The organism is Caenispirillum bisanense, assembly GCF_900230255.1.
Lineage (GTDB): Bacteria > Pseudomonadota > Alphaproteobacteria > Rhodospirillales > Rhodospirillaceae > Caenispirillum > Caenispirillum bisanense_A.
Genome location: NZ_OCNJ01000018.1, coordinates 24,372 through 50,646, shown reverse-complemented (window position 1 = coordinate 50,646; position 26,275 = coordinate 24,372). Strand labels below are relative to the sequence as shown.

18 protein-coding genes are annotated in these 26,275 nt (G+C 70.3%); 15 read left to right on the top strand and 3 right to left on the bottom strand.

Annotated features, from left to right (window positions below; all coding sequences use genetic code 11):
* Both CRP50_RS23550 and CRP50_RS23545 read right to left on the bottom strand, forming a co-directional pair.
* Nucleotides 1–345: flagellin (locus CRP50_RS23550; RefSeq protein ID WP_176525322.1), on the bottom strand; the 345-nt coding region annotated here is incomplete at its 3' end.
* Nucleotides 346–758: 413 nt separating this feature from the next.
* Nucleotides 759–2,933 carry a flagellin gene (locus tag CRP50_RS23545; RefSeq protein WP_097281651.1) on the bottom strand — a complete coding sequence of 725 codons (2,175 nt, stop codon included), beginning with the start codon at nucleotides 2,931–2,933 and terminating at the stop codon, nucleotides 759–761.
* A 430-nt stretch (nucleotides 2,934–3,363) separates the two neighbouring features.
* Here CRP50_RS23545 and fliF point away from each other — a divergent pair, with 430 nt between their 5' ends.
* From fliF to CRP50_RS23505, 8 genes are all read left to right on the top strand, one after another.
* Nucleotides 3,364–4,986 carry a flagellar basal-body MS-ring/collar protein FliF gene (gene fliF, locus CRP50_RS23540; protein ID WP_097281650.1) on the top strand — a complete coding sequence of 541 codons (1,623 nt, stop codon included), beginning with the start codon at nucleotides 3,364–3,366 and terminating at the stop codon, nucleotides 4,984–4,986.
* A gap of 71 nt (nucleotides 4,987–5,057) precedes the next feature.
* Entirely contained in the window at nucleotides 5,058–6,077 is a 1,020-nt protein-coding gene (gene fliG, locus CRP50_RS23535) for a flagellar motor switch protein FliG (protein WP_097281649.1), read from the top strand.
* Nucleotides 6,078–6,139: 62 nt separating this feature from the next.
* A complete protein-coding gene (locus tag CRP50_RS23530; protein WP_141415240.1) occupies nucleotides 6,140–7,144 on the top strand; it encodes a FliH/SctL family protein in 1,005 nt (334 codons plus the stop codon).
* Nucleotides 7,145–7,169: 25 nt separating this feature from the next.
* The gene (gene fliN, locus CRP50_RS23525; RefSeq protein ID WP_097281647.1) at nucleotides 7,170–7,538 is read left to right on the top strand and encodes a flagellar motor switch protein FliN; all 369 of its coding nucleotides are present in this window, start codon (nucleotides 7,170–7,172) and stop codon (nucleotides 7,536–7,538) included.
* Nucleotides 7,539–7,545: 7 nt separating this feature from the next.
* Nucleotides 7,546–8,361, top strand: coding sequence for a motility protein A (locus CRP50_RS23520; RefSeq protein WP_097281646.1), 816 nt, complete (start codon nucleotides 7,546–7,548; stop codon nucleotides 8,359–8,361).
* 70 nt (nucleotides 8,362–8,431) lie between these two features.
* Complete coding sequence (locus CRP50_RS23515) at nucleotides 8,432–9,841, top strand: sigma-54-dependent transcriptional regulator (protein WP_097281645.1); 1,410 nt, start codon at nucleotides 8,432–8,434, stop codon at nucleotides 9,839–9,841.
* Nucleotides 9,842–9,895: 54 nt separating this feature from the next.
* Nucleotides 9,896–12,085, top strand: coding sequence for a flagellar biosynthesis protein FlhA (gene flhA / locus CRP50_RS23510; RefSeq protein ID WP_176525321.1), 2,190 nt, complete (start codon nucleotides 9,896–9,898; stop codon nucleotides 12,083–12,085).
* 244 nt (nucleotides 12,086–12,329) lie between these two features.
* Nucleotides 12,330–14,465, top strand: a complete 2,136-nt coding sequence (locus CRP50_RS23505; protein ID WP_097281644.1) for a flagellin — start codon at nucleotides 12,330–12,332, stop codon at nucleotides 14,463–14,465.
* Nucleotides 14,466–14,484: 19 nt separating this feature from the next.
* Here CRP50_RS23505 and gmd read toward each other — a convergent pair whose 3' ends face one another.
* Nucleotides 14,485–15,540 carry a GDP-mannose 4,6-dehydratase gene (gene gmd, locus CRP50_RS23500; protein ID WP_097281643.1) on the bottom strand — a complete coding sequence of 352 codons (1,056 nt, stop codon included), beginning with the start codon at nucleotides 15,538–15,540 and terminating at the stop codon, nucleotides 14,485–14,487.
* A gap of 202 nt (nucleotides 15,541–15,742) precedes the next feature.
* Here gmd and CRP50_RS23495 point away from each other — a divergent pair, with 202 nt between their 5' ends.
* The 7 genes from CRP50_RS23495 (at nucleotide 15,743) to CRP50_RS23465 (ending at nucleotide 26,269) form a co-directional block, all read left to right on the top strand.
* Entirely contained in the window at nucleotides 15,743–17,182 is a 1,440-nt protein-coding gene (locus CRP50_RS23495) for a mannose-1-phosphate guanylyltransferase/mannose-6-phosphate isomerase (protein ID WP_097281642.1), read from the top strand.
* Between the two features lie 179 nt (nucleotides 17,183–17,361).
* Nucleotides 17,362–18,531, top strand: a complete 1,170-nt coding sequence (locus CRP50_RS23490; protein WP_141415239.1) for a hypothetical protein — start codon at nucleotides 17,362–17,364, stop codon at nucleotides 18,529–18,531.
* Between the two features lie 170 nt (nucleotides 18,532–18,701).
* A complete protein-coding gene (locus CRP50_RS23485) occupies nucleotides 18,702–19,754 on the top strand; it encodes a GTP-binding protein (protein ID WP_097281640.1) in 1,053 nt (350 codons plus the stop codon).
* Nucleotides 19,751–20,551: a MinD/ParA family protein gene (locus CRP50_RS23480; protein WP_176525320.1), complete on the top strand. Its 801-nt coding sequence runs from the start codon at nucleotides 19,751–19,753 to the stop codon at nucleotides 20,549–20,551. Before CRP50_RS23485 ends, CRP50_RS23480 begins: the two co-directional genes overlap by 4 nt.
* Before the next feature lie 3,284 nt (nucleotides 20,552–23,835).
* Nucleotides 23,836–24,804, top strand: a complete 969-nt coding sequence (locus CRP50_RS23475; protein ID WP_141415238.1) for a hypothetical protein — start codon at nucleotides 23,836–23,838, stop codon at nucleotides 24,802–24,804.
* A gap of 64 nt (nucleotides 24,805–24,868) precedes the next feature.
* Nucleotides 24,869–25,672, top strand: a complete 804-nt coding sequence (locus CRP50_RS23470) for an enoyl-CoA hydratase/isomerase family protein (RefSeq protein ID WP_097281638.1) — start codon at nucleotides 24,869–24,871, stop codon at nucleotides 25,670–25,672.
* Nucleotides 25,673–25,714: 42 nt separating this feature from the next.
* Nucleotides 25,715–26,269, top strand: a complete 555-nt coding sequence (locus tag CRP50_RS23465) for a hypothetical protein (RefSeq protein WP_097281637.1) — start codon at nucleotides 25,715–25,717, stop codon at nucleotides 26,267–26,269.
* Nucleotides 26,270–26,275 lie beyond the last annotated feature (6 nt).

Sequence of the window (26,275 nt, the reverse complement as noted above, 5' to 3'; positions counted from 1 at the left end):
GGCGTCGATGTCGGCCTGCAGCGCGGCCTTGTCGATGGAGCCTTCCTGGGCGGCGGTGGTCTTGCTCTTGATGGTGTCGATCAGCTTGGCGATCTGCTCGGCACCGGTACGGGCGACGCCCAGCGAGTTGTCGGCCAGCGACAGGTTGTCGCCGACGGCCTTCAGGCTGTTCACGTCCGCCTTCATGGTGGTCGACACCGCCCAGAAAGAGGCGTTGTCCTTCGCACTGCCGACCTTCAGGCCCGTGGCGATGCGGTTCTGCGTCTTCGAGAGGGAGTTGTTGGTCTGCTCGAGGACGCGCAGCGCCGTCATGGCGCTGGAGTTCGTCAGAATCGACGACGACATGGCAATTACTCCGTTCTGGTTCTCAAACGGCCCACTTCTGTGGACCAAGGCTCCATTTTAGGCACATATTCATCACGGATTAAGCCACAGGCGGCCGCACCACGCAAGCCGCCTCAGCACTCACCGCGTTCACCAACAGGCCATTAAAACGTTCTATTTCAATGGCTTGACATTTGTCAGCCGGCTGGACACGAAGTGGTGCCCCCCCCACTTTCGGGCGTCCCCGGGCTGCGCCACCGGCATGGCGCCCCCGCAGGGCCATTTCGACTCCGGCTCCGGCGCGGACCGACCATGACGCCGAGCGCCCATCCCCGCCGGCCGGAAATGAAAAAAGGGGCACGCCCTTCTGGCGCACCCCTTTCTTCGGAAATCGGCAACCCCATCCTTCTCGTGCGGGTCTTCGGGCCTTCAAGTCACTGGAACAGCGACAGCAGGGCCTGCGGTGCCTGGTTGGCGATGGACAGCGACTGGATGCCCAGCTGCTGCTGGACCTGCAGAGCCTGCAGACGCGCCGATTCTTCGTTCATGTTGGCATCGATGAGCGTGCCGATGCCCTCAGTGAGGTTGTCGGTCAGCTCGGTGATGAACTCCTTCTGGATCTCGATGCGGCCCTGGGCCGAACCGAGCGCCGCGGCGGCGTCCGTGGCGATCTGCATGGCTTCCTCGATGTTGTCGAGGAGCTGGTCGTAGTCCGTGATCGGCAGGCCCGTGGTCCCGATGCTGTCGATACCGGTGCCGGCCGTGGTCAGGGTCAGGGTGTTGTTGTTGAACGTGTACTGGATGTTCGAGCCGAAGGCGGCCGCGCTGCTCGACAGGCCGAAGGTGGTCGGCAGGTTGCCCAGCGCGGAGACGATCTGGTCGACGATCTTCTTGCCCGTCGTGCTCTCGTGCGTCACTTCCCGGGCGTCGAGGGCGAGCTCGATGCGGTTCGGGTTGGACTGGTCGTCGAGGCGGTTGCCGGTGGCGGTGTCCTGGCCGGTCACCCGCAGCACGACCGTCTTGTTGGTGCCGTTGACGGTGTAGTTGAGGGTGATCTCCTCACCGAGGCGCAGCGGCTGATCCTGGAAGTTCAGCTCGTTGCTCTCGACGATGCTCATGGCGGTGGAGGTCGGCGCCGAGGCGACGGTCGCCGAGGCTGAGGCCGAGGCGGCGGTTCCGAGGCTGATGAACTCGAAGCCTTCCTCGAACACCATGGTCAGACCGTTGGTGGTGTCCCACGACGCGTTCTTGATGTAGGTCGTGGCGGCCAGCGCGGTCGCCGTGGTGCCGAGCGCCGTGGCGTCGACGTCGGCGATGGCGGACGTCTGGATCGACCCGTCACGGTCACGGTACGTCAGAAGGAAGTCGTTGTCCGTGTTGTCCGTGTCGAACGTGAAGGCGGTCGGGGCATAGGTCACCACATCGCCGGGCGACGTGAAGGGGCCGCCGCTCCACCCGGTCAAGGTGATGTCGGTCTCGCGGTCCTTGGCGGCCAGCTTGAACTCGCCGTTCACGTAGCTGATGTTGAACAGCTTCGAGAAATCCTTGGACGTCGTCAGCTCGTCGACCAGCGCGAGCGCGCCGTCGTCGCCGACCGCGATGCTCTGCTCGAGCGTGTGCGTCAGCGTGCGGTTGACGCCTTCGTCGTCGATGTACTCGAAGGTCAGCTTCTGCCCGGCCTTGGCCGAGTAGACCACGCTGTCGTCGATGGCGGCGGTGATGCCGGCACCGGCGGCGACGTCCAGGGCCTTGAAGTCGTAGCCGTTGGCGAGCTTGACGGTCAGGCCGGTCTGGTTGTCCCACGCGGCGTTGACCACGGCGGCAGAGGCGGTCAGCGCGGTGACGAGGTCGTTGCCGTCGGTGATGTTCACGAACTGCGCCGTCGTGGTGTCGCTGACGGCGGCACCGGTCGAGTAGGTCAGCGTGAAGTCGTTGTCGGTGTTGTCCGTATCGAACGTGAACTTGTTCGCGTCGATGAAGAACTGGCTGGCGTTCGGCGCACCCATGTTGAACTCGGTGACGCCGTCGGTCTTGTTCTCGACCAGGCTGTCGCCGCGATCCAGCACGGAAAGACCCGAAATGGCCTCCAGGCCACCGCGCGGAGCGAAGGTCAGATCCTGCGAGGTGAAGCTGATGTAGCTGGCGTCGACGTTCGAGCCGTCACGGCCGATGGACGACAGCAGGCGCACCTTCGAGCTCGTCTCCAGCAGCTTGACGCCGTTGAAGTTGGCCGACTTGGTGATCTCCTGGATCTGCTCCAGGGCCGCGTCGATGTCCGCCTGCAGGGCGGCCTTGTCGATGGAGCCTTCCTGCGCGGCCGTCGCCTTCGCCTTGACCGTATCGATCAGCTTGGCGATCTGCTCGGCGCCGGTGCGGGCCACCGACAGGCTGTTCTCGGCCAGCGACAGGTTGTCGCCGATGGCCTTGAAGCTGTTGACGTCGGACTTCATCACGCTGGACACGGCCCAGAACGAGGCGTTGTCCTTGGCGCTGCCGACCTTGAGGCCGGTGGAGATGCGGTTCTGGGTGGTGGACAGATCCTTGTTGATCTGATTCAGCACCCTCAGCGCGGTCATCGCGCTGGAATTCGTAAGGATGGACGAGGTCATCTCTTTCTTACTCCGATTCCGAGTATGGCCTAGCCGCTTCTGCGGCATGAGACTGCCGACGCCCCTCCATTCAATCCCTGTGCCAACTCGCCGACACGTCGGCACGACCATCGCGAGTCCGGCGCGGCCGACGCGCCATCCGCGAAACGACTCGTTGCTGCGCCTGAGTCTTTTTCCACAGCCCCCCACCTCCCCCCGGGCACCCCCCGCCGCTGCCCCGGCTGCGGCGACTCGGGCAGGGCCGGCGGCAGAGACGTCCGCGCCCCGGCAATCTTGACCCAGCCGCGCATCCACCGGCCGGGTAAAATTTGCCTACCGTTAACGTCTTCTTTAATAAGGCGCCTTACCTTCCGGCTACATCGGATGGGGTATCTCCGCGGCGATCCTGCGGAGGGCTCCACGCCCGCAGAACACACGCAGGACGCCCGCCGTGAACGCCTTCGTACAACAGCTGAAGAACCTGGGCCCGATGCGGCTCGCGGCCATGGCCGGCGTCGGTGTCGGCCTGCTCGCGTTCATCATCTATTTCGCCACCCGGTTCAGCTCCACCCCCATGGAGCTGCTCTACGGCAACCTGGAGCCGGCGGACTCCAAGCGCATCGTCGAGCAGCTGGAGGCGCAGAACATTCCCTTCGAGCTGCGCGAGGGCGGCACCGCCATCTACGTCGCCGGCGACCAGGTGCTGCGCCAGCGCCTCGCCGTGGCGGAGCTGGCGACGGCCGGCGGGTCGTCCGTCGGCTACGAGGTGTTCGACAACATGGACAGCCTCGGCGCCACCAACTTCATGCAGAACGTGAACCTGGTGCGCGCCCTGGAAGGCGAGCTGGCCCGCACCATCACCGCCATCGACACGGTGAAGGCCGCCCGCGTCCACCTGGTGATGCCCAAGCGCGAGCTGTTCTCCCGCGAGACGCAGGAACCGTCGGCCTCCATCTACATCAAGATGAAGTCGGGCCGCCTGGAACAGGCGCAGGTCAACGCCATCCAGCACATGGTGGCGGCGGCCGTGCCGCAGCTGAAGCCGTCGCGCATTTCCATCGTCGACGAGAACGGCGCGCTGCTGTCGCGCAACTTCGAGAACGACAGCGACATGATCGCCTTCACCCGCGAGGAAATGCGGCTGAAGACCGAGGAGCGCCTGCGCGCCAACATCGAGCAGCTGATCGAGCAGACCGTCGGCCCCGGCAAGGTCCGCGCCGAGGTTCGCGCCGACATGAACTTCGACCGCACGGTCACCCAGCAGGAAGTGTACGACCCGGAAAGCGTCGTGCCGCGCTCCACCGTCACCCGCGAGGAGAACCTGCGCACGTCGGAGAACGACCCCGGCAACGTGACGGTGCAGAACAACCTGCCCGACGCCAACCTCAACGCCGGCGGCCCCACCGCCACCAGCGAAGAGACGCGCACCGAGGAAACCGTCAACAACGAGATCAGCCGCAAGACCGTAAATTCGGTCAGCGAGGGCGGCAGCATCGACCGCCTGTCCATCGCGGTTCTCATCGACGGCACATATACCCTCGACGGCGAAGGCAACCGCGTCTACGAGCCGCGCACCGAAGACCAGATGGACAAGCTCGCCACCCTGGTGCGCTCGGCCGTCGGCTTCGACGCCAACCGCGGCGACCAGGTGGAAGTGGTGAACATGCGCTTCGCCACCATGGACGACCTGCTGCCCACCGACGAGTGGACCTTCATGGGCTTCACCAAGGAAGAGATCATGAAGATGGCCGAGGGGCTCGGCATTGCCATCGTCGCCATCCTGGTCATCCTGCTGGTGGTCCGCCCGCTCATCACCCGCGCCTTCGAAAGCGCCGCCCCCGACGAGGCCAAGCTGCTGAGCGCCGACGCCGCCGCCGGCATCCCGCAGCTGACCGGTCCGGGCTCCATGCCGGTGCCCATCGACGAGGAGATCGAGGCCGACGAGTTGATCGACATCGACAAGGTGGAAGGCCGCGTGCGCGCCTCCAGCTTGCGCAAGATCGGCGAAATCGTCGACAAGCACCCGGAAGAAGCGCTCAGCATCATCCGCAACTGGCTCTACCAGGAAGCCTGATCGCCGCCTGAAGACGACCGCGGCCCCGCCCTCCCGCACCACCGGATGCGGGCCGCCTGAGGAGAACGACCGTGGGACGCGTCAAGGAAGACTACCGCAGCCTCACCGGGCCCCAGAAGGCCGCCATCATGATGCTGTCGCTGGGCGAGGAACATTCCTCCAAGCTGTTCGCCATGATGGACGACGACGAGATCCGCGAGCTGTCGCAGATCATGGCGAACCTCGGCACGGTGTCGTCTTCCATCGTCGAGCGCCTGTTCGTGGAATTCGCCGACGCCATCTCCAACACCGGCTCGCTGGTCGGCTCCTACGAGAGCACGGAACGCCTGCTGCACAAGTCGCTGCCGAAGGATCGCGTCGACGCGATCATGGAGGAAATCCGCGGTCCGGCCGGCCGCACCATGTGGGACAAGCTCGGCAACGTGAACGAGCAGGTGCTGGCCAACTACCTGAAGAACGAATACCCGCAGACGGTCGCGGTGGTGCTGTCCAAGATCAAGGCCGACCACGGCGCCCGCGTGCTCGGGCTGCTGCCGGAAGGCTTCGCCATGGAAGTCATCATGCGCATGCTGCACATGGAGGCGGTGCAGAAGGAAGTGCTCGACGGCGTGGAAAAGACGCTGCGCACGGAATTCATGTCCAACCTCGCCCGCACCGCCCGCCGCGATGCGCACGAGATGATGGCCGACATCTTCAACAACCTCGACCGCAACACCGAAGCCCGCTTCCTCGCCGCCCTCGAAGAACGCAACCGCGAGAGCGCCGAGAAGATCAAGCAGCTCATGTTCACCTTCGAGGACCTCAACCGCATCGACAGCCAGGGCATCCAGACCCTGCTGCGCCATGTGGAGAAGGACAAGCTCGGCCTCGCGCTCAAGGGCTCGTCGGACAGCATCAAGGACCTGTTCTTCAAGAACATGTCGGAACGCGCCGGCAAGATGCTGAAGGAAGACATGGACGCCATGGGCCCGGTGCGCCTGCGCGAAGTGGACGAGGCGCAGAACATCATCGTCGCGCTCGCCAAGGAACTGGCCAATTCCGGCCAGATCGTCATCTCCGAGGGCAAGGAGGACGACGAGCTCATCTACTGATGCCGCTCGCCGTCCCGCCGCCGTAGCCCCCGCCGCGCCGCCAGGAGAGACCCGTGTCCGCCATGCGCCAGCAAGCCGCGATCCGCAAGTTCACCTTCGACCTCGACCTCGACGACCGCGACGCCGTGCGCCGGTCCTACGAGCAGCCGGCGCATACGACGGTGCAGGATTTCGAGCCGGAGAGCGCGGCCCTCGCACCCAAGCCGGAGCCGGAGCCCGAGCCGCAGGTGCCGCAGACGCCGCTAGACGTAGCGGTCGCCCAGGCCGAAGCCGACGCCGCCGCCGCCGAGGCGGAAGCGCTGGCCGCCCAGATGCAGCCGCCGGAGCCGGAAACGCCGCCGGAGCCGACCTTCAGCCTGCAGGACGTGGAAGCGGCGCGCGACGAGGCCTATGTCGCCGGCCACACCGCCGCCCTGCAGGAGGCCGAGGCCGCCACCGAGCGTCTGGCGTCGGAGAGCCTGCACTTCATCGCGCAGGGCCTGCGCCAGCTCGGCGCCACCATGAACGAGCCCTACAAGCGGCTGGAGCCCATGGCGGTGGAAGTCGCCGTCGCCATCTGCCGGCGCGTGCTGCCCATGGTCACCCTGCAGTACGGCACCGCCGAGATCGAGGGCCTGATCCGCAGCATCCTGCCGACCATCATCGAGCAGCCGCGCATCGTGGTGCGCGTCCACCCCGCCCTGTCGGGCATGGTGCGCGACGGCGTCCAGCCGGTCATCGCCGACACCGGCTTCGAAGGCCGCCTGCTGGTGGTCGACGACGCCGCCATCCAGCCGGGCGACGCCCGCCTGGAATGGGCCGACGGCGGCATCGAGCGCGACACGCCCCGCACCTGGGGGGAGATCCTCCAGGTCATCGACCGCAACGTCCTGGCGGCCAGCGGCATCACCGGCGACTTCGGCGAGGCGGAAGCCGCCGCCGACGCCGAGCGCAGCCGCCTGCTCGCCGAGCACGAGGCGCGCGTGCAGGCCGCCGCCACCGCCGAGGCCATGGCCGCCGCCGCCCCCGACGGTTCCCCGCGCGCCAACCTCGGCGACGACGCCCCGCGCGCCGGCACCGCCGGCTGACCCGTTTCCGTGAGAGACCAGACACATGGCTGACGACAACGATCTCGAACTCAACGAACTGGCCGGCGGCGCCTCCCCCGCCCCGTCCGACGGCGGCATGGTGGACCTCGACGAGGTCATCGCCGACGTGCCCGACAAGCCGCGCTCGGCGGCCGACCTGGAAGCGGTCTACGACATTCCGGTGCAGGTCTCGGCGGTGCTCGGCAAGTCGTCCATGCAGGTGAACCAGCTGCTGAAGCTGGGCCGCGGCGCGGTGGTGGAGCTGGACCGCAAGGTCGGCGAGGCCATCGACATCTACGTCAACAACCGGCTGGTGGCGCGCGGCGAGGTGGTGGTGGTGGAAGACCGCCTCGGCATCACCATGACCGAGATCATCAAGACCGACCGGAGCTGAGGACGCGATGGCCGACGGCCTCGACATTCCCGCGCGGTCCGCACGCCCGGCGCTCGATCTGGCCACCATCGTCGGGCTGGGCGGTGCGGCGCTGCTCATCGCCGCGGCGCTGCTGCTCGGCGGGTCGGTGGCGTCGTTCGTGGACGTGCCGTCGGTGCTCATCGTCATCGGCGGCACGCTGCTGGTGACCACCGCCTGCTTCTCGGTCGACGACGTGCTGCGTACGCTGAAGGTCACCGGCACCACCTTCCGCGCCTCGGGCCGCGAGCCGCGCGACGCGGCGCTGAAGGTCATCAACCTCGCCACCCTGGCGCGCCAGCAGGGCCTGCTGAAGATGCAGGGCCCGGCGCTCGACCTGCTGCGGCGCGAGCCGATCCTGCACAAGGGCCTGACGCTGGCCATCGACGGCACGCCGGAGCCCGAGGTGGACGGCATCCTGCGCGGCGAGCTGACCGCCATGGTGGACCGCCACCGCATCGCCGTGCAGGTGCTGCGCAAGGCCGCCGAGATCGCGCCGGCCATGGGCCTCATCGGCACCCTCATCGGCCTGGTGCAGATGCTCGGCCACCTGGACGACCCGGCGACCATCGGGCCGAGCATGGCGGTCGCCCTGCTCACCACCTTCTACGGCGCCATCCTGGCGACCATCGTGTTCACCCCGCTGGCCTCCAAGCTGGAGCGCAATTCGGCGGACGAGCAGCTGGTCGGGCGCATTTATCTGCTCGGGGTGCTGTCCATCGGCCGCAAGGACAATCCGCGGCGCCTCGAGATGCAGATCAACAGCGTGCTGCCGCCGGCGCAGCGCGTGACCGTATTTCAGTGACGGCCGCTGGGCCGTGGCGGGTTTCAATGACGGCCGAAGGGCCGCAGTGACGGCTTTGGAGTGAACGAGGATGCGTCTTCTGATCATCGGATCCCTGGGCGGGCAGATCGGAGCGGCGAGCCAGATCGCCATCGCCCGCGGCGCCGAAGTGGGCCAGGCCGACGACATCCCGCGCGGCCTGGAACGCCTGCGGACCACCGGCGCCGACCTGGTCATGGTCGACGTGGCGCTCGACGTCGAACAGTTGATCCTCGGCCTGGCGGCCGAGCACATGACCGTGCCCGTGGTCGCCTGCGGCACCCAGAACGACAGCCGCGCCGCCGTGCGCGCCATCAAGGCCGGCGCCCGCGAATACATCCCCCTGCCGCCGGAGCCCGAACTCATCGCCGCCGTGCTGCAGGCGGTGACCGAGGACAACCGCGACATCGTCTTCCGCGACCCGTCCATGCAGCGGGTCATGAAGATGGCCGAGCAGGTGGCACCGTCGGAAGCCAGCATCCTCATCACCGGCGAGAGCGGCACCGGCAAGGAGCTGATGGCCCGCTTCGTCCACGCCAAGAGCCGCCGCGCCAAGGCCCGCTTCGTCGCCGTCAACTGCGCCGCCATCCCCGACAACCTGCTGGAGAGCGAGCTGTTCGGCCATGAGAAGGGGGCATTCACCGGCGCCGTTGCGCGCCGCATCGGGCGGTTCGAGGAAGCCACCGGCGGCACCCTGCTGCTCGACGAGATTTCCGAGATGGACGTGCGCCTGCAGGCCAAGCTGCTGCGCGCCATCCAGGAAAAGGAGATCGACCGCGTCGGCTCCAACACGCCGGTGAAGGTGAACGTGCGCCTCATCGCCACGTCCAACCGCAACCTGCAGGACGCGGTGCGCCAGGGCCACTTCCGCGAGGACCTCTATTTCCGCCTCAACGTCGTCAACCTGGCCCTGCCGCCGCTGCGCGAGCGCCCGGCCGACATCGAGGCGCTGGCCGACCACTTCGCGCTCAAGTACGCCGAGCTGAACGACATGCCGGCCCGGCCGCTGTCGCAGGCCGCCCGCGCCCTGCTGCGGGCGCAGGCGTGGCCCGGCAACGTGCGCGAGCTGGAAAACACCATCCACCGCGCCGTCCTGCTGGCGCAGGGCTCCGCCATCGAGCCGGAAGCCATCCTGCTGCCCGACACCGCCCCGCGCGGCCCGGCCATTCCGCCCGCCGGCGGTGGCGGCGCGACGCCGGGCAGCGCCATGGCCAACGCCGGCGGCAGTTCAGGCGGCGGCGCGGCGGCGGGGGATGCGACCTCCGGCCTCGTCGGCCGCACGGTCGCCGACGTCGAGCGCGACCTCATCATCGAAACGCTGAAGCACACCCTCGGCAACCGGACCCATGCCGCCAACATCCTCGGCATCTCCATCCGGACGCTGCGCAACAAGCTGAAGCTCTATGCCGACCAGGGCGTGCCCGTGCCGCCGCCCGCCGGCGATGCCGAGGCGCATCCGTGAGCGGCCGCGTGCGAACCACGAAGACCAGGCCGGTGACGGGCAGGAGCAAGAGACATGGCTGAGGAAGGTTCGGGCCAGCTGGACGCGGCGCCTGCCGGCGCGTCCGGCGGCGGTGCCGGCGGCGGCGGCATGGGGGGCCTGTTCACCCGTGCCTTCGGCGCCACCTCCGCACGCGACCGCCTGGTGCAGGCGGCCAGCCGCGGCGACCTGATGTTCGCCGCCGGCGTGATCATGATCCTGGTGGTCCTGATCATGCCGCTGCCGCCGTGGCTGCTCGACATCATGCTGGCACTCAGCATCACGCTGTCGGTGCTGATCCTGATGACGACGATCTTCATCGAGCGTCCGCTGGAGTTCAACGTCTTCCCGGTGGTGCTGCTGATCGCGACGCTGTTCCGATTGGCGCTGAACCTGGCGTCGACGCGACTCATCCTGTCCGACGGACACAAGGGGACGGACGCGGCCGGCGAGGTGATCGAAGCCTTCGGCGGCTTCATCATGGGCGGCAACTTCGTCATCGGCGTGATCGTGTTCGCCATCCTGATCCTGGTGAACTTCATGGTCATCACCAAGGGTTCGACGCGCATCGCCGAAGTGACGGCGCGCTTCACCCTGGACGCCATGCCGGGCAAGCAGATGGCCATCGACGCCGACCTCTCGTCGGGCCTCATCGACGAGCAGCAGGCCCGCCAGCGCCGCACCGACATCCAGAAGGAAAGCGACTTCTTCGGCGCCATGGACGGTGCCTCGAAGTTCGTGCGCGGCGACGCCATCGCCGGCCTCATCATCACCGCTATCAACGTCATCGGCGGCATCATCATCGGCATGGTGCAGGGCGACCTGAGCTTCGCCAAGGCCGCCGACACCTACACCCGCCTGACCGTCGGCGACGGTCTGGTCAGCCAGATCCCGGCGCTCATCATCTCGGTCGCCGCCGGTATCATGGTGTCCAAGGGCGGCCTGACGGAAAGCACGGAAAAGGCGCTGATCGGGCAGTTCACCAACTACCCGAAGGCACTCGGCATGTCGGCCGCGCTGGCGGTGGCGCTGGCGCTGCTGCCAGGCACGCCCGCCCTGCCCTTCCTCATGCTGGCCGGCATCACCGGCGGTGCCGCGTGGTGGCTCGGCCGGCGCCAGAACGAGGTGGTGGAAGAGGCGGCGCAGGACATCCAGCGCAAGGACAAGGCCGCCGCCGAGGCGCCGGTCGCCGAGGAGCCCATTTCCGAGGCCCTGCGCATGGACATGATCCGCCTGGAACTGGGCTATGGCTTGCTCGCCATGATCAACGGCGGCCCCAACCAGCGGCTGACCGACCAGATCAAGGCCCTGCGCCGGGCGCTGGCGGTGGAGACCGGCTTCATCATGCCGTCGGTGCGCATCCAGGACAACATGCAGCTGCCGGCCAACTCCTACGCCATCTTCATCAAGGAGGTGCAGTCGGGGAAGGGCGACCTGCGGCCCAACATGCTGCTGGTCATGGACCCGCGCGGCGAGGAGATCGGCCTGCCCGGCGAGAAGACGCGCGAACCGACCTTCGGCCTGCCGGCCCTGTGGCTCGACCCCGCCAACCGGGAAGAGGCCCTGTTCCGCGGCTACACGGTGGTCGACCCGCCGACGGTCATCACCACCCACCTCACCGAGGTGGTACGCGAGAACATGCCCGACCTGCTGTCCTACGCCGACACCCAGCGCCTGCTCGACGACCTCGACCGCGAGCACCAGAAGCTGGTGGCCGACCTCATCCCCGGCATGATCTCGCTCGGCGGCGTGCAGCGGGTGCTGCAGAACCTGCTGGCCGAGCGCGTGTCCATCCGCGACCTGCCGTCGATCCTGGAGGGCATTTCCGAGGCGGCGGGGGCATCGCGCAACATCACCACCATCACCGAGCACGTGCGCGCCCGCCTCGCCCGCCAGCTGTCGGACACCTACTCCGACGAGAACGGCGTCATTCCCATCGTCACCCTGGCGCCGGAGTGGGAGCAGGCCTTCGCCGAAAGCCTGGTCGGCCAGGGCGAGGACAAGCAGCTGGCCATGAACCCGAGCCGCCTGCAGCAGTTCATCGTCTCGGTGCGCCAGACCTTCGAGCGGCTGGCCATGCAGGGCGAGACGCCGGTGCTGCTGTGCAGCCCCATGATCCGCCCCTACGTGCGGTCCATCGTCGAGCGCTTCCGGCCCCTGACGCCGGTGATGTCGCAGAACGAGATCCACCCCAAGGCGAAGATCCGAACCCTCGGCCAAATCTGACGTTTCATCGCCGCCCCGCGGAGTCGCGCCGGGGCGGCGATGTCGCGACCGGGCCGATTCCCGCCGCTCCGCCGGGCCGGGCGAAAATGCGGCAGGAACATCAAGCGCTTGCCCGACTGGTTGCCGGATATGAGCATTTTTACGCTTTTCGTGGTGCCATTTACCTCTTAATTTCGGGCGGAAGGTGACCGTCGTAAGAGGGCCGGCAGAACCGCCGGGGGGACGGTCGACGGGGGACAAGAAGATGTCTTCGCTGCTGACCAACGTGAGCTCCATGCAGGCCCTGCGGGTCCTGCAAAGCATCGACACCAACATGTCCGGCGTGGCCAATCAGGTCGCCACCGGCTTGAAGGTCGGTAATGCGAAGCACAATGCGGCCATCTGGTCCGTCTCCTTCGCCATCCGCTCAGATGTGAACACGCTGCACGCCGTCCGCGACGGACTGAGCCGGACCGAGGCCGAGCTGGCGATGATCGGGGCGGCCACCGGCAAGATCACGGAACTGCTCGACCAGGCTCGCGAGCGTGCCATCCATCTCGACGGCGCGACCAGCGAACAGGCGCGCCAGGCCATTCGCGCCGACGTGGTCACGCGCATCCAGCAGGCCGAGCAGATCATCGCCGACACGTCGTTCAACGGCGCGACGCTGCTCGACGGCGAGGAACGGCGCGTGGTGACCGGCGCCCGCGGCGAGACCATCGTCATCGGCGGCCGCGAAATGTCGAGCACCACCCTCGGCCTCGACGCCATCCTCGCCAAGGTGGACTCCGTGGTGCCGCCGGTCGAGACGACGACCTCGACCAGTTCGCCCGCCACGCCGACCGGCCGCGTCTTCGGCAACGACGCCCTGTCGGCCGGCACCGCGGTCGCCGGTCCCGGCGGCGGCAACGGCATCACCGGCTCCATCGCGCAGACCAGCGCCGTCAACGTCGACGACGGCGCCAGTGACTTCGTCAAGATGCTGGCTTACGGGGCCAAGTGGGGCGGCAGCGCCCAATCGGGCGCGGCGCTGACCTATTCGCTGTACAACGGCACCCAGGGCTACAGCTATGCGCCGGGCGCCGGCGCCATCACCGCGCTGAACGCCAGCTACCAGGCCGCCGTGCGCGACATCATGACCTACGCCTCGGGCCTCAGCGGCGTCACCTTCACCGAGGTGACGGAATCGGCCGGCGTGGTCGGCGATTTCCGCTTCGCCGAATACGCCGACGGCGGCGGCACCGCCTTCGCCTATCTGCCCAACAGCGCGGCGGCGGGCGGCGACACCTTCATCACCACCGGCATCACGGGTGCCTACGCCACCGTCACCGCCGGCGCCGGCTATCCCTACCAGACCATCATCCACGAGCTGGGTCACGCCCTCGGCCTCAAGCATCCGCACGAAGCCAACATCGACGACGAATACAACTACGACGGCAGCGCCTACGACCACTTGAAGTACAGCGTCATGTCCTACAAGGACTTCGCGGGCGACACCAACGACGGCTACGGTGCCGACTTCTTCCCGACGTCGTTCATGGTGGGCGACATCGCCGCGCTGCAGGCCATGTACGGCGTCGGCGCCGGCAACTCGGGCGACGACACCTACTCCTGGAGCGGCCGGACCTTCGAGACCATCTGGGACGGCGGCGGCGTCGACACAATCGACCTGTCCAACAAGACCGGCGCCCTCGACATCGACCTGACGCCCGGCTCCTACAGCAACGTCGGCACCACGGTCACCTTCGAAGGCACGGTCACCGAGAACTACACCCTCGGCATCGCCTACGGCACCATCGTCGAGAACGTGATCGGCGGCAGCGGCTCCGACCGCATGAAGGGCAACGAGGCGAACAACACCTTCACCGGCGGTCTCGGCAACGACGTCATCGACGGCGGCGCCGGCTGGAACGTGGCGGTGTTCAACGGCAACAAGGCCGATTACACCATCTCCGACGAAGGCAACGGCACCGTGCGGGTCATCGGCCGCGACGGGCGCGACACCCTGACCAACATCCAGGAACTGCGCTTCGACGACGGATCGGTGGACATCAGCGACCTCGCCCCGCCGCTCACCGCGGCCGAGTACGAGGCGCAGCAGACCAGCGGCTACAGCATTTCGCTCGGCCTTCGCCTGGACGCCATGATCGACGTCGCCATGAGCCGCGTGCTCGAGGTCGGCGCCGCCTTCGGCTCCGAGGCGGTGCAGATCGAGACGGCCCAGACCATGGCGAACTCGCTCATCGACGAACTCACGCGCGCCAACGGCATCCTGGTGGACGCCGACATGACGCATGCCTCGGCCCGCATGCAGGCGCTGCAGGTCCAGCAGCAGCTGGCCATCAGCAGCCTGTCCATCGCCAACGGCAATTCGCAGACGCTGCTGCAGCTGTTCCGCTGACGGCTCAGGCTTCGGCGGCTCACACCGCCGAACCCCGCAGCGCGGCCATGTCGTGCTCCACCATCTCGCGCACCAGATCGGGGAACCCGATGCGGTGGCGCCAGCCCAACCGCTCGCCGGCCATGGAGGCGTCGCCAAGCAACCGGTTCACCTCCGCCGGCCGGTAGAGGCGCGGGTCCACCGCCACCAGAACCTCGCCCGTCGCCGCACAGCGGCCCTCTTCCGCCGCACCGCCTCCGCGCCAGACCAGCGGCCGTCCCGCGAGCCGAAAGGCGAGGTCGGCGAAATCCCGCACCGAGTGGTCTTCCCCCGTCGCCAGGACGTAGTCGCCGGGGCCCTCCTGCTGCAGCATCCGCCACATGCCTTCCACGTAGTCGCGGGCGTGCCCCCAGTCGCGGCGAGCCTCCAGATTGCCCAGCCGCAGGACCTGCCGTCGACCGACCGCAATGGCCGCGGCCGCCCGGGTGATCTTGCGACTGACGAAGGCCTCGCTGCGGATCGGGCTCTCATGGTTGAACAGGATGCCGTTGGAGACGTGCAGACCGTGCGCTTCGCGATAGGTGACCGCGATCCAGTACCCGTAGAGCTTGGCGGCTCCATAGGGGCTGCGCGGGCGGAACGGGGTGCTCTCCCGCTGCGGCCACTCGGCGGCGGCGCCGAACAGCTCCGACGTGGACGCCTGATAAATGCGGGTCCGCCCCGCCAGGCCGAGGGTGCGCACCGCCTCCAGCAGGCGCACGACGCCGAGCGCGTTGACGTCGCCGGTATGGACGGGGGTGTCGAAGCTCACCTGAACATGGCTCTGGGCGGCCAGGTTGTAGATCTCGTCTGGCCGCACGGCCTCGATCAGGCGAATCAGGCGGGCGGCGTCGCCGACGTCGCCGTAATGCAGGTGGAGCGCCCCCTCCCGTCCGACCGATCGGCGACCGGGAAGGCGGAACAGCGGAAGATCACCGGCCGACGCGGCATAGCGCCGCAGGCCATGCACCTCGTAGCCCTTGGCGAGCAGCAGGTCCGTCAGGTACGTGCCGTCCTGCCCGGTGACGCCGGTGACGAGCGCGCGCCTCTGCGCCATTGCATCCCCCTGTTTCGCATGTCGCCCGCCGGGCCTTACCAGCGCCTGTATGACACGGACGGGATGAACCTACGATAGGCTTTGCGTGCACGAACCGGTCATCGCCATCGACAACCCGGCTTCCGGCGGGCGGAGACATGAGGCACCCTGAGGCCTACGCACGCCGCACCCCGCCGCCAGTCAGGAGGATCCCGTGACAGCCATGCCGACGGCCCAGATCACGCCCGTCGTCCTGTCCGGCGGCTCGGGCAGCCGCCTGTGGCCTTTGTCGCGTGCCGACTATCCGAAGCAGTTCATTCCCGTCGCCGGCGAGCTCAGCCTCATCCAGCAGACGGTCCTGCGCACGGTCGGCGCCGGCTTCGCGTCGCCGCTGGTCGTCTGCAACGAGGAGCACCGCTTCGTCGTGGCGGAGCAGTTGCGGGCCGTGGACGTGGCACCACGCGACATCCTGCTCGAGCCAGTCGGCCGCAACACCGGGCCGGCGGCCGCAATCGCCGCCCTTCACCTGCAGGAGGCCGGGGCGGCGGCGGAGGATCTGATGCTGGTGATGCCGTCGGATCACGTCATGGCCGACGTGCCCGCCTTCCTGCAGGCGGTGATCGCCGCCACCCCGGCCGCCCGCGACGGAGCCCTGGTGACCTTCGGGGTAACGCCGGACCGGGCCGAAACAGGGTACGGCTACATCGAGGCCGGCGACGCGATGTCGCTCCATCCCGACGTGTGTGCCGTCGCCCGTTTCGTTGAGAAGCCAGAAGCCGCCCGCGCCGAGCAGTTCCTCGCCGGCGGCCGCCACCTGTGGAACAGCGGCATCTTCCTCTTCTCACCACAGGCCTATCTCGATGAATTGGAAGCGGCCGCGCCTGCCGTCGTGGCGGCCTGCCGCGCCGCCCTGGCCGGCAGCACCCGCGACCTCACCTTCCGCCGCCTCGCCGCCGAGCCCTTCACCGACTGCCCTGCCACCTCCATCGATTATGCGGTGATGGAGCGGACGCGCCGCGCCGCCGTGGTTCCCCTGGCCGCCGGTTGGGACGACCTGGGGGCATGGTCAGCCCTGTGGCAACTGGGAGAGAAGGACACGGCCGGGAACGTCGCGCGCGGCGACGTGCTGTTGCACGATACGCGCGGGGCCTATGTCCGCAGCGACCGGGGCCTCGTCGCCGTCGCCGGTCTCACCGACGTGGTCGTGGTGGCGACCGACGACGCCGTGCTGGTGACCGACCGCAGCCACGCCCAGGAGGTCAAGGCCGTGGTCGACCGCCTGACGGCCGCCGGCCGCACCGAGGCGACGGCCCCCAGCACCGTCCACCGACCGTGGGGCAGCTACCGCGCCATCGACGCCGGCGACCGCTTCCAGGTCAAACGAATCGTCGTTCACCCCGGCGGTCGGCTCTCACTGCAACGCCACTTCCACCGCGCCGAGCACTGGGTGGTCGTGAGCGGCACCGCTCTCGTGCGGCGGGGCGACGAAACCTTCCTGCTGCGCGAGAACGAATCAACCTACATCCCCGCCGGCACCGTCCACCGCCTGGAAAACCCGGGACGGATCCCGCTGCACCTGATCGAGGTGCAGTCCGGCGGCTACCTCGGCGAGGACGACATCGTCCGCCTGGACGACGGGTATGGCCGAGTACCATCGCAATGATGCGGCCTGGTGGCGGGACCGATGGGCCACTGCGCGCGCGTACACAGCCCGACCTCAAAAGCTTGCGCACGGCAGGCTCCCTCCGCATAATCCCCCACAAGTTGTGCAGCCGAACGATTTTTCGCGCGGCAGCCGCGATCTGCTCTGGTTTGGCGTCAGGCATCACCGACGGGGACGGCATGGGGAAGTTTTCGCGCGATTGGAAGGATGCGCAGTACCACATTGCGGAATTGAAGAAGGCCTCCAACACCCCGCGCGGCAAGCAGCTGCAAAAGGCGATCGACGAGGGAACCGCCCTGATGGCCGAGGTAGACAAGCTTGTCGCCCGCTATGAGAGCGCGCCCACGGAAGCCATGGTGAAGGCGCTCACGGCCGCGGTCGGCAAGTTCTCGGGCGTGGTGGCCAAGATCAGGGCCATGGAGGCGCAGGTCGGCATTACCGTGATCTCGGCCGGCGCCGTGAAGCAGATGGACACGACCCTTTCGGCCATGGCCGACATGTGGGTCGACGAATGGAAGCCCGTGCGCGGCGGCACCGTCTTCAAGGCCGCGGGACCCTGGACGCGCGATTGGCAGGACGCCAAGAAGACCTTCGAAGCCAAGACCAAGCGCAAGAAGCCCAGCCGCACGATCCTCGGCGCGTTCCGCATGGCGTCGGGGATCGAGAAGGCCTTGTCCACCTGCGAAGGCCTGGCCCTCAAACTGGCGAGCGACCCCGATGACAAGACGTCCGCCAAACTGAAGGCGGCGCGCGCCGACATGCGCCGCGCCACGGCGGGCTACGTCGCCGACCTGCGCAAGGCCAAGTCGGGCGACGCCGATGCCGACCCGGTCTATGCCGAGCAACTGGTCGTGCTCGCCAAAGCTCTGGAAGACATCGCCGACAGTCTGGACACCGCTTGCGAGGCTGCCGAAGAGAAATGGCAGGTCGCGCCCTATGACGTCAAACGCTGCGCCGCCGCCTTCTCGGCGACCCAGGCAGCCGTCGAGGCGGCGGCAAGCAAGGTCGCGCAGGCCCGCAAGAGCCGGGGCGACATCGACGCCAAGCTGTTCCAGAAGCACCTCACGGACCCGACCAAGGCCGTCGCTGCAGCCCTCCTGGCCTTGCAGAAGCTGGCGGTCGGCGGCGGCGCGCCGCGGTCGGTGCTGACGCTGCCGCTGCAACAGGTGCAGATCTACGGCAACCAGTCGTACCGCGACGTCGCCAAGGGCAAGAGCGGATCCGATCCGGTGCGGGCACTTCTCGAAACGGCCGAAGACTTCTACGACCGCCTCGACACCCTGATCGACAAGGCCGGGCGAGAGTGGCGTCTGGAGTTGGCCCGGGTCGGACGATCGGCGCCGTATTGAGGAAGACGGGCGGCAGCGCGGCCGAACCGCAGGCGCCCGAAAACGCGAATGTTGACCCCGGCGCCCGGTTCTGCGTGAGTCGGTAAGAGAGAAGTAACTCTTCCTGCGGCATAAAGGGCTTTGCGTCCGATGGGGGGAGACCTACCCCCTTCCGTTGTTCCGGGTTGTCCATGCGCCTGAAATGCTACGCCGCCGACACCATGGCCGAGGCCATGGCCATGGTCCGCGCCGAACTGGGTGACGATGCCATCATCGTCTCGACCCAGCGGGCGGCCGGCGGCCAGGGTGTGCGCATCACGGCGGCCGTCGAGGAACAACTCGCCCTCGACGACGAGATCGAGCAGGTGCTGACGGGCGTCGAGCCCTCGCCCATCGCCGACATCGTCCGCGACAACCTGGACTACCACGGCGTGCCCACCGTCCTGCTCGACCGGCTGGTCGCCAAGGTGCGGGTGCTGGAAGTGGCCGACGGCACCATGGCCTGCGCCGCCGCGCTCGACGACCTGTTCACCTTCGCGCCGCTACCCGCCCGCCGGTCGCCGCGGCCCTTTCTCATCGTCGGACCGCCGGGCGCCGGCAAGACCATCACCACCGCCAAGCTCGCCGCCCGAGCCCGCCTCGCCGGCCGGACGGTCGGCGTGGTGACCGCCGACTCGGTGCGCGCGGGGGCGACGGAGCAGCTGGCCGCCTTCACCCGCATCCTCGACATCCAGCTGGAAAAGGCGCGCGGGCCGGACAGCCTGCGCCAGGTGCTGGCGGCGCGGGCCGGCGAGCACGACCTGACCTTCATCGACAGCCCCGGCCTCAACCCGTTCAACAACAACGACATGGCTTTCCTGCGCACGCTGGTGGAAGCCGCCGACGTCGAGCCCATCCTGGTGCTGGCGGCGGGCGGCGACGCCGTCGAGGCGACCGAGATCGCCGAGGCCTTCGCCGGCGCCGGTGCCACCCGCCTGCTCGCCACCCGCCTCGACATGACGCGCCGCCTCGGCGCCGTGCTGGCGGCGGCGGATGCCGGCCAGCTCATGTTCTCCGACGTGTCGGTCAACCCGCATGTCGCCAACGGGCTTTGCCCCATCAATCCCGTGTCGCTCGCCCGGCTCATCGTGCCGCCCAGCGAGCCCTCCGGCATAGAAGATGCCGTGCCTCAGGAAGCCTCGCCCCCGCGGAGGGTTTCCGGTAAGGAAGAACTCAACACCTGGAGAGAGGCTCGCCAGTCATGACTTCCTCGTCAGACGCCGTGCCGACGCTGGCGCCGCGTCCTTCGGAGCGGCAGAAGGGCCGCAACATCATCGCGATCGCCTCGGGGAAGGGCGGCGTGGGGAAGACGTGGTTCGCCATCACCACCACCCACGCGCTGGCGCGCAAGGGCCAGCGGGCGCTGCTGTTCGACGGCGACCTCGGCCTCGCCAACGTGGACATCCAGCTCGGCCTCATGCCGCGCGCCGACCTGGGCAGCGTGGTGGCCGGCAAGATGACGCTGAACCAGGCCATCATGCGCTACGAGCCGGGCGGCTTCGACGTGCTCGCCGGGCGCTCGGGCTCTGGCTCGCTCGCCAACATCCCGCCGAGCCGCCTGCAGATCCTGGCCGACGACCTGGCGCTGATGGCGCAGAAGTACGACCGCGTCATCCTCGACCTGGGCGCCGGCGTGGAGAAGAGCGTCCGCCACTTGGCGCGCGCCGCCGGCACCATCATCGTGGTGACCTCCGACGAGCCGACCTCGCTCACCGACGCCTATGCCTTCATCAAGGTGACGGCCATGGAGCGCGCCGGCGTCGACGTGCGCGTCGTCATCAACGCCGCCAACTCGACGCGCGAGGGCGAGCGCACCTACCAGACCCTGCAGAAGGCCTGCCAGGGCTTCCTGAAGATCAATCCGCCGCTGCTCGGCATCGTGCGGCGGGACATGCGGGTGCGCGAGGCCATCCGCAACCAGACGCCGATCCTGACCCGCCACCCCAATGCGGAAGCCGCCGCCGACGTCGAGGCCATCGCCGACCGGCTGCTGAAGCTGTAACGGAGGGCCGGGGCATGTCGCGCCCGCTGCCGCCGCCCCCCACCGCCGCCGCGGGCGCTCCGCCGCGGGCGCCGGCGCCCGTGCCCTCGGTGGCCGCCGCCAGCCATCCGCCCGCCGCCGTGCGCGCCCTGCCGCCGGGTGCGGTGGTGGAACTGACCGCCACCGCCGCCGCCGACCGCGGCACCGTGACCGCCAGCCTGCCCGCCCCCGGCGGCGGCACCGCGAGCGTCACCCTGCGGACCCCCCTGCCCCTGCCCGAGGGTACCCGCCTGACCGTGCAGGTAAGCGGCCAGACCACCGACGCCACCGTCTTCCGCGTCACCGCCGTCGACGGCCGCCCCCTCGCCCAGGCCCTGCCCGAGCTGCACGCCGCCCGGCCGCAGGCGCCGGCCGCCCAGGCACCGGCACCCCAGGCGGCCACCCCGCCCCAGCCACAGGCACAGGCCCCGACGGTGGCGGCGAGCGGCGTGGACACCCTCAGCCTGTCCAACCGCGACGGCCTGCTCGCCATCGTCCTCCGCCCGACGCCGGGGGCGGCCGCCGGCACGGCGCCCCCGCCGCAACCTGCCACCCAGGCCGCCGCCCTCGCCTACGGCCGCACACCGGTGCCGGCGCAGGTACCGACCGCCGCCGCCCAGACCCCCGTGGCACAGGCCGCTCAGCCGGCAGGTCGCCAGCCGTCACCGCCCGCCACCAGCACCGCCGCGCCGCAATCGCCGGCGCAGGCGCCGTCTCCCGACAGCCAGCCGACGGCAGGACGACCCGCCGCGCCGACGACTGCGGTCAGCCAACCGGCGCCCTCGCCCCCGGCGCCCGCCCAGCAGCCGGCCGGAGGCCCAGTCCCCACACCGGCGACCGCGACCACTCCGCCGACGCCGCAACCGGCGCCTGCCCAAGCCACGCCAGCACCTGCACCGACCGGACAGCCGGCGACGGCCGCCACCCAGCCCACGGCCGAACAGGCCTCCGCTCCGGCGCCCACCGGCGCCGCATCCCCCGCGCCTGCACCGACTGGGCAGGCGGCACCCGCCGCCGCTCAACCGCCAGAGACACAGGCGGCGACGCCGACCCAGCCCGCTCCGCAGACGCCGGCGCCGGCGCCGGCTTCCAGCCAACCCGCAGCACCGCCGCCCGCAACCCAAGCAGCGCCTGCGCCGCCAAGCCAGAGCACAACGGCAGCCCCCCCACCGGCGGGGGCGCAAGCAGCCACGACGACCACTCCCGGCCAACCCTCGCCCCTGCCCGCCGTGGCTCAAGCGACGCCAGCATCCGCGCCGACGGGTCAGCCTGCCGTCGCCGCCCCGCCCGCGGGAGCACAAGCCGCCGTGTCGGTGACGCCCCCGGGCCAAGCCGCTTCGCAACAACCTGCGGCACAAGCGACACCTGCACCCGCACCGACGGGCCAGACAACAATGCCAGCCGCCCCGCCCGCGGGACCACAGGCCGCCGCGCCGGCGACACCCCTCGGCCAATCCGCTCCGCTGCAGCCCGCGACACAATCGACGCCTGCGCCTGCACCGACGGGCCAGCCCGCGACGGCAACTCCGCCCGCGGGGCAGGCCACCGCACCGGCGACGCCCGCCGCTCAGCCCGCCCCACAGCAGCCCGCGGCACAGGTGACGCCTGCGCCTGCACCGACAAGCCAGCCCGCGACGGCGACTCCGCCCGCGGGGCAGGCCACCGCACCGGCGACGCCCCCGGCTCAAACCGCCCCACAGCAGCCCGCGGCACAGGTGACGCCTGCGCCGGCACCGACAGGCCAGACCGCGACGCCAGCCGCACCGCCCGCGGGACCACAGGCCGCCGCGCCGATGACGCCCCCCGGGCAATCCGCTCCGCAACAACCCGCGACACAGGCGACGCCTGCGCCTGCACCAACGGGCCAAACAGCGACGGCAGCCGCACCGCCCGCGGGGGCACAGGCCGCCGCGCTGGCGACGACCCTCGGCCAAGTTGCTCCGCAGCAGCCCGCGACACAATCGACGGCGGCCCCTGCACCGACAGGCCAGACCGCGACGGCGACTCCGCCCGCGGGGCAGGCCGCTGCACCGGCGACACCTCTCGGCCAATCCGCCCCACAACAGCCTGCGGCACAAGCGACGCCTGCGCCTGCGCCGACGGGGCAGACAGCTGCGCCAGCCGCCCCGCCCACCGGGGCGCAGGCCGTCGCACCGGCGACACCTCCCACCCAACCCGCTGCGCAACAGGCTGCAGCACAAGCGACGCCGACGCCTGCGCCGACGGGCCAGGGTGCGGCGGCGGCCATCCCGCCCGCGGCACCGGCAGTCTCGGCGGCTCAGCCTGCACTGACAGGGCAAGCATCGACGGCACAAGCCCCGGCGCCGCAGGGCGCTGGCGCGCCGCCACCGCCCGCCGCTGGAACCACTTCGACACTGTCGCCGCCGGCGCCGCAGGGGGGGACGCCGGCGCCCGCCCCGGCGCCGCCGCAACCCACCGGCCAACCCGCCGCGCCGCAAGCGCCCACTTCGACGCAGGCGCCCAGCCAGCCTACGCCGCCACCGGCCGCCGCTCCGCCGCCCCCGGCAGCGACGCCGGCCGCTCCGGCCGCTCAGGCGGCGGGTAACCAGCCGGCGCCCGCCCCGTCGCCGCAGAGCAGCCCGGCGACGACGCAAACGGCCCCACCACAGGCCCCACCACAGGCACCGCCGCCGGCCGGTGGCGGCTCGGCTGCCCCCGCGCAGCCGGCTCCAGCGCCTCAAGCCCCACCGGTGACTGCCACACCCGCCCCCGCTCAGCCGGCGCCCTCGGCGCCGCCGGTGGTCACCGCTCCGCTACCTACACCCGGCGCCTCGGCTCCGGTGCCCGGCCTCGCCGGGCAGGTCGCGCCGGGGGCTCTCTTGCCGGGCGGGGGCCAGCCCGTACCGGGCGCGGCGACGCCCCTTCCGCCGATCCCCGGCGCGGCGCCGCCGGCGGCGGCGGTGGTTCCGCCGGGGGCGAGCGTTCCCGCGACCGTGCCGACGGCGGCGCCGGGTCAGGCCGTGCCGGCAGCCGCCCCGGCGAGCGGCGGTCAGCCGGTGCCGGCGGCTCCCGGACAGGCTCCTGCCGCAGGTGCCACAACCATCCCGGCCGCCTCGGCACCCGCCACGCCCACCCCGGCGAGCCCTGCTCCGGCCACACCGGCGCCGGTGGTCAACGGCGTCACCCTCACCCCGGGGACGGCGGTCATGGTGCGGGTGGTGTCGGTCGGGGGAACCCCGGCGCCCATCGCGCCCGCGACGGCTGGCCCCGCAGGCCCGGTCCCCGGCGCCACACCCACGCCCGCCATGCCGTTGACCGGCGCCGCCATCCCCTATACCCCCGCCGCCGGCGTCGCGACGCCCTGGGTTGCGCCGACGGTGACCGCGACGGACCCGGCCGCCGTGCTACCCGGCACCGTGCTGCCCGGCGGCACCCAGGGCCAGACCTTCGTGCAAACGAGCGCCGGCACGCTGGCCGTCGCCGGCCGCATCGCCGCACCGCCGGGCACCCAGATCGGGCTCGAGGTGCTGCGCGCCGCCGCCCCGCCCGCCACCGCCGCGCCCTTGCCGGCGGGCGCGGCCCCGGTGTTCTCCGCCACCGCCTGGCCGAGCCTGACCGAAGCCCTGCAGGTGCTCGGCACCAGCGAGGCCGGCCGCCGCCTCGCCGAGGTCCTGCCGCAGGCCAACCCGCGCCTCGTCGCCACCATCGCCGGCTTCTCGACGGCGGCGCAGGCGGGCGGCGAGGTGCGCCTGTGGCCGGGCAGCGGCGTCATGCGGGCGCTGGAGCGGGCCGGCGAGCGCGGCGAGCGGGTGGCGAAGACGCTCAAGGGCGACCTCGCCGAGGCCTCCACCGTGCGCCGCGACGGCAGCGGCACCGAATGGCGCGTCACCACCCTGCCCTTCCACGTCGGCGGCGAGGTGACGCGCATCCAGATGATCAGCCGCCGCCAGGGCTCCGGCGACCACGAGGACGGCGGCGAGGGCGAAGGCAAGGGCGGCGGCGGCCAGCGCTTCCTGCTGACGCTGGAGCTGTCGCGCCTGGGCGCGCTACAGATCGACGGCCTGTTCCGCAAGACCGACCGCCGCTTCGACCTCATCCTGCGCACCCACCAGCCACTGCCGACGGAGATGCGGCGCGACCTCATGGGCCTGTTCGCCAATACGGTCAGTGCGCTCGGCCTGAAGGGCGGGCTCGGCTTCCAGGTCACGCCCGCCTTCGAGCAGCCGCTGCCCGACCTGGCGGAGCCGGCGGCGCGTCCCGGTCTCTTTGCCTGAGGCGCGGCGCCCGATATAACCAGACGACAAGATCCAGAAACGTCCACAGGAGCCCGCTTCCGTCATGGCCGACCCCGCCGTCCTGCTGCACATCGAGAACGCCGTCGCCACCGTCACCCTGAACCGGCCGCAGAGCCTGAACGCGCTCGACATGGCCATGGCGGAAGGGCTCGACGACGCCTTCGGCCGCATCGCCGGCGACGCCGCGGTGCGGGTGGTGGTGGTGAACGGCGCCGGCGACCACTTCATGGCCGGCGGCGACCTGCGCCTGTTCAAGAGCCTCAACGCCGAGCCGCGCGAGACCCGCCCGGCCAAGGTGGCGCCGCTCATCGACCAGGTGGGCCGCGCCATCGCCCGCATGCGCGCCCTGCCGCAGCCGGTGATCGCCAGCGTCCATGGCGCCTGCGCCGGCTTCGGCCTGTCGCTCGCCAATGCCTGCGACATGACGCTGGCGAGCGACGACGCCTACTTCACGCTCGCCTACATCAACATCGCCACCACGCCCGACGGCTCCGGCAGCTGGTTCCTGCCGCGGCTGGTGGGTGCCAAGCGGGCGGCGGAGATCGCCCTGCTCGGCGGCCGCTTCGATGCGGCGACGGCGGAGCGCTGGGGCATGGTCAACGCCGTCCACCCGCGCGCCGACCTGTCCGCCGCCACCGCCGCCCTGGCGGAGCGCTTCAAGGCCCTGCCCGGCGGCGCCATCGGCCGCACCAAGGCGCTGCTGAACGCCTCGCTGCACAACGACCTGGCGGCGCAGCTCGACGCCGAGCGCGACAGCTTCGCCGCCTCCACCGCCACCGCCGACTGGGAGGAAGGCATCGACGCCTTCCTGGAGCGCCGCAAGCCGGCCTTCAACCAGGGCGGCTGACGCCCCCACACGCCGCCCCGACCGGCCGAGGATCGCCGCACCATGACCACGGGCCCCGCCCCTTCCATCGGCATCGCCGCCCGCCTCGCGCGGGAGGTGACGCTCGGCCGCGGCCTCGCCGGGTCGCTGTGGGAAAGCTGGGCCGATCCGGCGGCGGTGGCCTACCTGCGCCACCTCGCCGGCCTGCCCGACCCGGAGCTGGAGCCGGGATGCGGCGTCTTCACGTGGCAGGCGGCGGGCGAGCTTCTGATGCTCGACCGGCCGCTGCTCGGTGTGATCGTGCGCGGGGTGGATGCGGTGGCGCTGGCCGAGGGGCTGGAGGAACTTGGCACGCTCGCCAGCGCCGTCACCCCCGCCGCCATGCAGCAGGCGGAGCGCGAGGGCGGCGACCTGGAAACCCTGCTGCCCCTCCACCTGCGCCAGGCGGTGGCGACCCAGATCGGCCGCTGGCCGCCCGGCGTCTCCTACGCCCTGGCCGAGGGCGAGGCGGTAGCCGACCTCCGCCCCCTCGACGCCGCCCCGCTGCGGCAAGCGCAGGCGGCGGTGGAGGTGCAGGACCACCGCAACGTCATCCCCATCCGGCCGCTGCCGGTGTGACCCTTC